The 8,918-nt window shown below is 40.6% G+C and carries 8 protein-coding genes; 1 reads left to right on the top strand and 7 read right to left on the bottom strand.

The window, feature by feature from the left end; all coding sequences use genetic code 11:
- The first annotated feature begins 220 nt into the window (after positions 1 to 220).
- On the top strand, positions 221 to 652 hold the full coding sequence (locus tag CSV61_RS15715) for an NUDIX hydrolase (protein ID WP_099639997.1): 432 nt from the start codon (positions 221 to 223) through the stop codon (positions 650 to 652).
- A gap of 116 nt (positions 653 to 768) precedes the next feature.
- On the opposite strand, the gene CSV61_RS15710 is transcribed toward CSV61_RS15715, so the two are convergent.
- The 7 genes from CSV61_RS15710 to ligA all read right to left on the bottom strand — a co-directional run bounded on the left by CSV61_RS15710 (position 769) and on the right by ligA (position 8,908).
- The gene (locus CSV61_RS15710; protein WP_099639996.1) at positions 769 to 1,692 is read right to left on the bottom strand and encodes a diacylglycerol kinase; all 924 of its coding nucleotides are present in this window, start codon (positions 1,690 to 1,692) and stop codon (positions 769 to 771) included.
- 75 nt (positions 1,693 to 1,767) lie between these two features.
- Positions 1,768 to 2,337: a thioredoxin family protein gene (locus tag CSV61_RS15705; protein ID WP_099639995.1), complete on the bottom strand. Its 570-nt coding sequence runs from the start codon at positions 2,335 to 2,337 to the stop codon at positions 1,768 to 1,770.
- Between the two features lie 97 nt (positions 2,338 to 2,434).
- On the bottom strand, positions 2,435 to 3,865 hold the full coding sequence (gene gatB, locus CSV61_RS15700) for an Asp-tRNA(Asn)/Glu-tRNA(Gln) amidotransferase subunit GatB (protein WP_099639994.1): 1,431 nt from the start codon (positions 3,863 to 3,865) through the stop codon (positions 2,435 to 2,437).
- A gap of 2 nt (positions 3,866 to 3,867) precedes the next feature.
- Positions 3,868 to 5,331 (bottom strand): Asp-tRNA(Asn)/Glu-tRNA(Gln) amidotransferase subunit GatA, encoded by a 1,464-nt coding sequence (gene gatA / locus CSV61_RS15695; protein ID WP_099639993.1) that lies wholly within the window; start codon positions 5,329 to 5,331, stop codon positions 3,868 to 3,870.
- Positions 5,332 to 5,387: 56 nt separating this feature from the next.
- Positions 5,388 to 5,675, bottom strand: a complete 288-nt coding sequence (gene gatC / locus CSV61_RS15690; RefSeq protein ID WP_083033842.1) for an Asp-tRNA(Asn)/Glu-tRNA(Gln) amidotransferase subunit GatC — start codon at positions 5,673 to 5,675, stop codon at positions 5,388 to 5,390.
- A gap of 88 nt (positions 5,676 to 5,763) precedes the next feature.
- Positions 5,764 to 6,897, bottom strand: a complete 1,134-nt coding sequence (locus CSV61_RS15685; RefSeq protein ID WP_099639992.1) for a CamS family sex pheromone protein — start codon at positions 6,895 to 6,897, stop codon at positions 5,764 to 5,766.
- Positions 6,881 to 8,908, bottom strand: a complete 2,028-nt coding sequence (gene ligA, locus CSV61_RS15680; protein WP_083033846.1) for an NAD-dependent DNA ligase LigA — start codon at positions 8,906 to 8,908, stop codon at positions 6,881 to 6,883. The genes CSV61_RS15685 and ligA overlap by 17 nt, the downstream gene beginning before the upstream one ends.
- Positions 8,909 to 8,918 lie beyond the last annotated feature (10 nt).

The following is an 8,918-nucleotide window of genomic DNA, read 5'->3' as shown; positions in this document are numbered from 1 at the left end:
GTCTCTTATACACATCATCACTCCCTGTGTAGTTCTATTTTAGGGTTTCCCTAAAAACCCATTTTAATAACCTATTTATCAATAGTAATTTGTCGAAATTTAGACGTATTTTCATATTCATAGCATGTTTAAATGTTGTATACTAATTGATTAACTCATTTCTCTTGTATTTCTTATTAATTTACAGTATAATGGATTAACTAATGAGAGGTGAAAGTGAATGAAAAAGGTAAAAAGAAAAGTAATAGCGTATATTACAAAAGGAGAAGGCAGACATCGTAAATTGCTTGTGTATGAGCAAAAAGATCAGCCTGAAGCAGGTTTACGAGTTCCTGGTGGTACAATTGAACGCAATGAACTACTATTGGATGCATTATATCGAGAAATCGAGGAAGAATCGGGTATTGTGCGTGATGAACTCATACTAGAAGGTAAAGTTAAAGCTTCAAAATATTTTCCAGAAGATAAAAATGTTATTTATGAACGTACGATTTTCCATTTTTCCTACCTAGGAGAAAACAAGCATGAATGGGAATATATCGTAGAAGGTGAAGGTAAAGACGCAGGTCAATTACTCAGTTATCGTTGGATGCCGTTGCAAGAAGTGCCAAAGTTAGCTGCTAAACAAGGAGAAGCGATTGAATACATCTAATATCGACCTGATACGATGCGTATTGCATCGGGCTCATCCCATTAATTTTTCACAATAAAAGACTATTCCATCCGAATGTTAGAACTTCGACTGGAATAGTCTTTTTACTTTTTCTTTTATTGGATTTTCTTCACTTGATCTTGCGGACGTAATTTTTGTAGTGGTACGAACATTTCGACATGTTGATACAAGTTCTGGAAAGTAGCAGGCAACACGCCACCGTATTCTCCATCCAAGTTCAATAACACTTCATTTTTGGAAGTCACCACAATTTTTTCCGCCTTCGCCGATACAACTAAAGGATCATCCATATGTTCTCCACGAGAAGCTAATGTAACTACACGTATAAATTCAGCGATATTGCATTTCTTCAAAATAAGCAATGTGAAGTATCCATCATTAATACTCGAGTCAGGTGCTAATTTCTCAAACCCGCCAACTGAATTCGTCAAACCAATCAAAAACATCATAGCTTCTTCGTCAAACACATTTCCATCATACTCAATGCGAAGATGACTGGAATGTATAGAAGGTAACATTTCAATACCTTTTAAGTAATAAGCTAGCTGCCCAATTACCGTTTTGAGACGGCTTGGTACTTCATATGTTAATTCCGTCATACGACCGCCACCTGCTATATTAATAAAGTAACGATCGTTCATCAAGCCTACGTCGACCGGAATCGAATCTCCTTGACAAATGATATCTACAGCTTCATCAATTTCTCTCGGAATACGCAACGCTCTTGCAAAATCATTTGTTGTACCCATTGGAATTAAACCGATTTTTGGACGTTTATCAAAATGGCTGATACCTGCAACCACTTCATTGAGCGTCCCATCACCGCCAGCAGCAATAATAACATCGAATCCTCTGCGAACCGCGTCTCGTGCCGCTGCTGTAGCATCACCTTCACGAGTTGTAGCATGAGCGGATGTTTCATAACCCGCATTCTCTAATTTTTCGAGGACTTCTGCTAAATGTTTACGGAAGATTTCTCTTCCTGCAGTAGGATTATAAATAATGCGTGCACGTTTCATACACTTTCCCCTCGATCCTTTTGCGTCTGAAACAAATCAGACCTTTACCATTTTTAAATGGTTTCTTACAAATAGTTACTTAGACGATTGCAAAACAGGAAGCCATGTCGAACGAATATCACTGTACACAGCAAGCCAATTCTCGGGTTTAGATGTATATTCAGACATCAACTGAGAATAAAACATTTTTTGTTTCTCTTCATAATCAGATGCGTCTTTAGCTGGTAACTTTTCGCGACCATCCATCACATATTTCTGCAGAACCGGTGCTCGAGGTCCCCACTTTGCGACTACCTCACCTGCTGCATTTAATAGTAGATATATGGGTATCGAACGTCCACCATTTGTCAAATATCGGTCAATCAGCTCTGGATTTTCATCCCGCAACACAGTGCGAACATCTATATTGGCAGCTTCCGTAATCTTGCGAAGGATTGGATTATTCAGCATCGCATCACCACACCAGTCCTCTGTAATGACTAATACACGGGGTTGTTTTTCTTTCAGCAATTCAATAAATTCATCATCCTGCGGCACTTCAAATGCATCATAGATCAAAAAACTGTTTTCCTTATGCATTTCCATTTTGTCCATATACGTTTGAAGCGATACAGCTTCTTCAAAATATTGTTGTTCTGTTTTCAATACAATCCCCCCTGTTTCACTGTGTAAGTTAACGTGGAAAAACGTCCAGGATCAGACTATTTTGGCCTCTCCTGGAACGTTTCATTTGATTGATAGATTAACGCTTCTTGATCTCTTCCATCAATAATTTATTAACAAGCGGTGGATTGGCTTGCCCTTTTGTCGCCTTCATAACTTGACCAACTAAGAATCCAACTGCACGATCCTTACCATTTTTAAAATCTTCAATTGATTGTTCATTATTGTCTAGGATCTCAGTAATGATTGTACGCAATGTACCTTCATCAGAGATTTGAACAAGTCCCTTTTCTTTAACGATATCGGCAGGGTTTCCGCCTTTTTTCACAAGGTCAATAAATACTTTTTTCGCGATTTTAGAAGAAATTGTACCGTCTGTAATCAATTGTACAAGTTGCGCCAAGTTTTCAGGTGTCAACGGCGTGTCATGCAGATCTTTCGACTCAGCATTTAGATAAGCTGATACATCTCCCATCAACCAGTTGGAAGCCAATTTTGGATCCGCTCCCGCTTTGACTGTTGCATCAAAGAAGTCAGACATTTCCTTAGTTAACGTCAGTACGTGTGCATCGTACTCTGGAAGATCCAGTTCAGATACATAGCGTTCTTTACGAGCGTCAGGTAATTCTGGAATTTCCTGACGAACACGATCGATCCATTCTTGTTCGATATGAACTTCAGGCAAGTCTGGGTCATTGATGAAACGATAATCATTGGCACTGCCTTTGATACGCATCAATACTGTGTCGCCAGTTGCTTCGTCGTAACGACGAGTTTCTTGCTGAATGGTACCACCAGACAATAGAATTTTTTCTTGACGTGCTACTTCATTCGCAATACCGCGACGAATAAAGTTAAACGAGTTCAAGTTTTTCAATTCTGTCTTTGTACCAAACTCTTCTTGACCAAACGGACGCAATGAAATATTTGCATCACAACGAAGTGAACCCTCTTCCATACGTACGTCAGATACACCTGTATATTGAATAATCGCTTTTAGTTTTTCCAAGAATGCATATGCTTCTTCCGGAGAGCGCACATCTGCTTCTGTAACGATTTCAATTAACGGTGTTCCTTGACGGTTCAGGTCGACTAATGAATATCCATTTTCTGTATGGGTCAATTTTCCCGCATCTTCTTCTAAATGTACACGTTCTATGCGAATTTTCTTCTTTTTGCCGTCTACTTCAATTTCAATCCAACCATTTGCTCCTACAGGACGCTTGTCTTGAGAGATTTGGTATGCCTTCGGATTATCAGGATAGAAATAGTGCTTGCGGTCAAAGTTCATAATAGGCGCAACATCACAGTTCAGTGCCATAGACGCCTTCATCCCAAATTCCACTGCTTTTTTATTTAACGTAGGTAAAACACCGGGATATGCGATGTCTGTTACGTGAATATTCTTATTCGGCTCTGCACCGAAATGGGCAGGTGCTGGTGACATAATTTTAGTATCTGTTTTTAGTTCTACGTGGATTTCTAATCCGACAATTGTCTCGAAGTTCATGGTTATTTCCCCTCCTGAATCGATGGAGTACGCTTGTGGAAATCAGTAGCTTGCTCATAAGCATGAGCGACTTTATATAATGTTTCCTCGTCAAAGTGCTTACCCATAATTTGCATGCCAACCGGTAGTTCGTTAACGAAACCACATGGTACGGATATTGCTGGACGGCCTGTGAGGTTCGCTGGTACAGCTAAGACATCATTTGCATAATGAACGAGCTGGTCTCCACCTGTTTCGCCAAGCTTAAATGCTGTTGTGGCAGCAGTTGGCCCAATGACAACATCATATTTTTCAAATACGGAATCAAAGTCTTGTGCAATCAATGTACGAATCTTTTGGGCACGTACATACAAATCTTCATGATGATCTGCACTCATTGCATATGTTCCAAAAATAATACGTTTTTTCACTTCATCGCCAAATCCTTCTTGGCGTGTGCGGAAATATGCTTGCTCTAGGTTTTCAGCGTTTTCTGTGTGATAACCGTAACGCAATCCATCAAAACGTGAAAGATTGGATTGTGCCTCCGAGGAAGATATTACATAATACGTAGTTGGCGCATATTGAATATGTGGCAATTCCACCTCTTCACAAATTGCTCCAAGAGATTCCAATACAGTAATTGCCTCTCTTACTGCTGTAGCGATTTCCGCATCAACACCTTCACCTAGATAAGGTTTTGGAACTGCAACTTTCAGACCTTTAATATCGCCTGTAAGAGCTGCCGTGAAATCAGGAACCGCTTTTACAGAAGATGAACTGTCATTGTCATCTTCACCTGCGATTACGCCAAGCAATAATGCGTTATCTTCCACAGTGCGTGACAATGTACCGATTTGATCAAGTGAAGAAGCGAATGCTGTTAAACCAAAACGTGAAATACGACCGTATGTAGGTTTCATTCCAACAATTCCACAGAATGCAGCGGGTTGACGAACTGAACCGCCAGTATCCGAACCAAGAGATAGTGGTATTTCTCCTGCTGCGACTGCCGCTGCAGAACCACCTGAAGAGCCGCCTGGCACATAATCTGTATTCCATGGGTTTAATGTATTACCGAAATAAGATGTTTCAGTTGTGGAACCCATTGCAAATTCATCCATATTGAGTTTTCCAATATTCACTGCGCCGGCAGCTTCCAATTTATCTATAACTGTAGCATTGTAAACGGGTACGAATTCTTCCAACATTTTACTTGCACATGTTGTCGTCATATCTTTTGTTACAATATTATCCTTAATACCGATTGGAACACCGAAAAGACGTCCACGTGTACTAGCATCTTCTTGATCAAGCTGTTCTGCACGCTTGGTTGCCTCTTCTTTTGCGACGTGAATAAACGCGTGAATTTTCTCTTCTTGCTGCTCAATCGTTTGTAATGTTGCTTCTGTTACTTCTTTAGCAGTAACTTCCCCTTTTTGTAAAAGAGCTTGAAGTTCTGTTGCTGTTTTACTTGTTAACGTCATCACTTTTCCTCCTACTATCGTTGTGCCATGAATGGTATTCTATACTGCAAATTCGATTACAGAATATCTGGAACCTTGATAAGTCCATCTTCCTGATCTTCTGCACTAGCTAGCATTACTTCACGGTCCAAGATATCCTTTGGCTCATCCTCACGTAAGACGTTGATCATAGCAACTGGATGCGTCATAGGTTTTACACCTGTAATATCCACATCTTTTAAATTACTTACACTTTCAATCAAATCTGCTATCTGTGCAGAGAAATTTTCTTTGTCTTCCTCGGAGAGGCCAATACGGACGAAATCCGCAAAATACTTGACGTCTTCATTCGAAAATGTTGTCATACATCGTTCCTCCTCATTTTGCAATCGTACAATTTATCATACCATTTAATCAGTTTCTTGGAAAGTTCGTGTTACTACCTAAAATCTGTTAATATCCATAGACATGTACAAACGGTTCTTCTCGATCATTGTCGTTCACAATCAGCACTTCGGGTCCATTGACTGACGTTACACTTACTTCGATGGGGACGTCTTTAAAATGCGTTTTAACTAACGAAGTCAAATATTGTGAAAATCCAATCAGCTCTGTCTTGCCAAAAAATTGTATAGGCATTTCCACGCGTAATGAATGTAGTTTCTGGTCTTTATAGAACGCTGTTCCAATGACATTCACAAAGCTCGGGAAGTAATCATCAATGTCTTGTTTGAAGTTCTTGAATGTTGTATTCAAGTCACGATAATTTCCTGTAGAAGAAGATGCGGGAAGTAATACATATTGCTCGTCCACTTCTTTCCACCCAGTGAATTCATTTTTACCTTTTGCAGCGAATGAAGTCGCAAAATATGTGCCGGGCACAATATCGTTCCGACTTTCTTGCTTAAACAAGCCGACCGCTACTGGAATATCCGCAAGCTCTGGTTTACTACGCAATCTGCTCAATATAATGTCTGCCATCTTCTTGCCTTTTTCTTCGATCGTTTTATCATCAATCCGGCGTTCGTTGCCTTCACGTGGATAATAAATCGAATTCATTGCAAGTCCAATAGATATTCCCGCTAATTTCACTTTTTTATCATCTGTCATCTGTAAATAGTTTTGTTCAACGATATGCGCCAGATAGATCGGTGCTTCATCCGCAATTTGTGCTGGTGACATATCGTCAGTAATTGCAGGATTGAGACCCGCTTCAAAATTTGACTTTCTTGAGATCCATTGTTTTGCAGTATCGCGGTCTATATACTGACCTTCCTGGAAGAAATAATCTTTAGGATCGTAATATAGCGAAGACAGGCGCAATAAGCCTTCCTCCGTTTCCTGGATATCGTACTTCGTATTGAGATTATTGACGACTAACCCTCGGCTAGCGCTCTTTTTAAATGGAACCGGTGTCCGATAGTATTCTTTTTTTACTTGAGTCTCAGGAATAAGCACCATTTCCTGTTCACTTTCTTCTGTTTCTTGCACCGCTTGTTCCGAATCATCGCCCGGTGCCGGTACACATCCTGTCAGCAAGACTGCCAACAGGATGCCCGTCATAAGCCATTTAGTCGTTATTTTCATTCATATCCACTCCAAGGGCGTCAAGCATGGCTTGCTCGTCCCAAATTTCAATCTCTAATTCTTGCGCTTTCGTCAATTTGGAGCCTGCATCTTCACCTGCAATGACCAGATCTGTTTTCTTACTGACACTGCCACTGACAGTCCCGCCCAGCGATTCAATTCGTTCTTTAGCTTCTCCACGCGTCAATTCTGCGAGTTTACCTGTTAAGACAATGGTTTTTCCAGCGAAAGGTCCAGTAGTTGGCAACTCTTCACGCGTAGTACCTTTATACACGGTATTTACACCATAAGAACGCAACTTGTTCATTACTTCCTGAACTTCTTCCGTACTAAAGTACGTTGTCACAGAGTCAGCAACAATCGCACCGATTTCAAAAATATTGACAAGCTCTTCTTCTGTTGCTTGTTCTAGTGCATCAAGGGTGCGGTACTCTTCTGCTAATATTCTTGCGACCTTTTCACCGACATGGCGAATGCCCAATCCAAATAGCAATTTCTCTAATGAATTCTCTTTGGACTGTTCAATAGCCGTCAAAATATTTGTGGCAGATTTCTCTCCGATCCGTTCCAAGGCCAATAGTGATTCTTTCGTTAAGATATATAAATCGGAAACATCCTGAACCAATTCAGCAGTATACAATTGTTCAATCAGCTTTTCACCAACGCCATCAATATTCATGGCTCTTCTTGAAACGAAATGGATTAATGCTTCTTTCATCTGTGCAGGACATTTAGGGTTCACACAACGCAGCGCCACTTCCCCTTCAATCCTAACCAGTTCTGAATCGCATACTGGACAGTGGTCGGGCATATGGAACGGTTCTTCTTCACCTGTTCGCTGTTCTTTCAATGACATGACAATTTCAGGAATAATATCGCCTGCCTTTCGCAACACGACGTGATCACCGATACGAATATCCTTCTCACGGATTAAGTCTTCGTTATGCAAAGATGCTCGTCCTACTGTTGTACCTGCTACCAGAACAGGTTCTAGTATGCCTGTTGGTGTCACTACACCTGTCCTACCTACACTTAACTCAATATCCAGCAGTTGAGTCTGCACTTCTTCTGCAGGGAATTTATACGCAATAGCCCATTTAGGACTTTTTGCGGTATAACCGAGTTGTTCTTGCGATTCAAAGTTATCGACTTTTATTACAATACCATCAATTTCATAATCGAGGTTTAGTCTATTTTCTGTCCAGTAGGCTACATATTCCAATACTTCTTCAATTGTCGTACAACGCTTACGTTCTTTATTTGTCGTCAATCCTAGTTCATCCACTTTATTGAGCGCATCCGAGTGACTGTCTAAGCCATATACTTCTGCATCGCCGCCTACCGCATAAATAAAAGTAGCTAAATTTCTGCTCTCCGCAACTTTTGAATCCAATTGACGAAGTGAACCTGCAGCTGCATTTCGTGGATTGGCAAAAGGTACTTCCCCCGCTTCATCACGGTCTTCATTCAATTTAACAAATGAATTCTTGGGCATATACGCTTCGCCACGTACTTCAATTGTTAAAGACTCATTCAATTTATGTGGGATCGAGCGAATAGTTTTTAAGTTGGCTGTGATGTCTTCTCCAACTGAACCGTCTCCACGAGTAGCACCTTGTACAAGCTGGCCATTTTCATATTGCAAGGAAACAGCGAGACCATCTATTTTCAGTTCACATACATACACAGCGTTCCCTGTCGCGTCTTTTACACGTCTGTCGAAATCCTTTAAGTCTTCTTCATTAAACGCATTTGCCAAACTAAGCATTGGATGACGATGAACAACTTTATTAAATACCTCGAGTGGTGCTCCGCCAACTCGTTGTGTCGGTGAATCCGGATAGATTAAGTCAGGATGTTCTTCTTCAATCGCCAACAATTCCTTCATCTTTTCATCATATTCTGAATCGGGAACGATGGGGGCATCCAAGTCATAGTATGCACGCCCATACTCATGTAAGGTTTTATTGAGCTCCGCTACTCGCTTCTCTAGTTCTAGAACATCATCCATCTACTTTCCA

The sequence above is a fragment of the Sporosarcina sp. P3 genome, assembly GCF_002743415.1.
GTDB lineage: Bacteria > Bacillota > Bacilli > Bacillales_A > Planococcaceae > Sporosarcina > Sporosarcina ureae_A.
Note: the sequence above shows the minus strand (reverse complement) of the source record. Positions and strands in the feature narration are given on the sequence as shown.

What these genes read in the sequence shown, in the direction of transcription:
- CSV61_RS15715 (WP_099639997.1), top strand. Translation starts at nt 221, where the DNA reads ATGAAAAAGGTAAAAAGAAAAGTAATAGCGTATATTACAAAAGGAGAA.
- CSV61_RS15710 (WP_099639996.1), bottom strand. Translation starts at nt 1,692, where the DNA reads ATGAAACGTGCACGCATTATTTATAATCCTACTGCAGGAAGAGAAATC.
- gatB (WP_099639994.1), bottom strand. Translation starts at nt 3,865, where the DNA reads ATGAACTTCGAGACAATTGTCGGATTAGAAATCCACGTAGAACTAAAA.
- gatA (WP_099639993.1), bottom strand. Translation starts at nt 5,331, where the DNA reads ATGACGTTAACAAGTAAAACAGCAACAGAACTTCAAGCTCTTTTACAA.
- gatC (WP_083033842.1), bottom strand. Translation starts at nt 5,675, where the DNA reads ATGACAACATTTTCGAATGAAGACGTCAAGTATTTTGCGGATTTCGTC.
- CSV61_RS15685 (WP_099639992.1), bottom strand. Translation starts at nt 6,897, where the DNA reads ATGAAAATAACGACTAAATGGCTTATGACGGGCATCCTGTTGGCAGTC.
- ligA (WP_083033846.1), bottom strand. Translation starts at nt 8,908, where the DNA reads ATGGATGATGTTCTAGAACTAGAGAAGCGAGTAGCGGAGCTCAATAAA.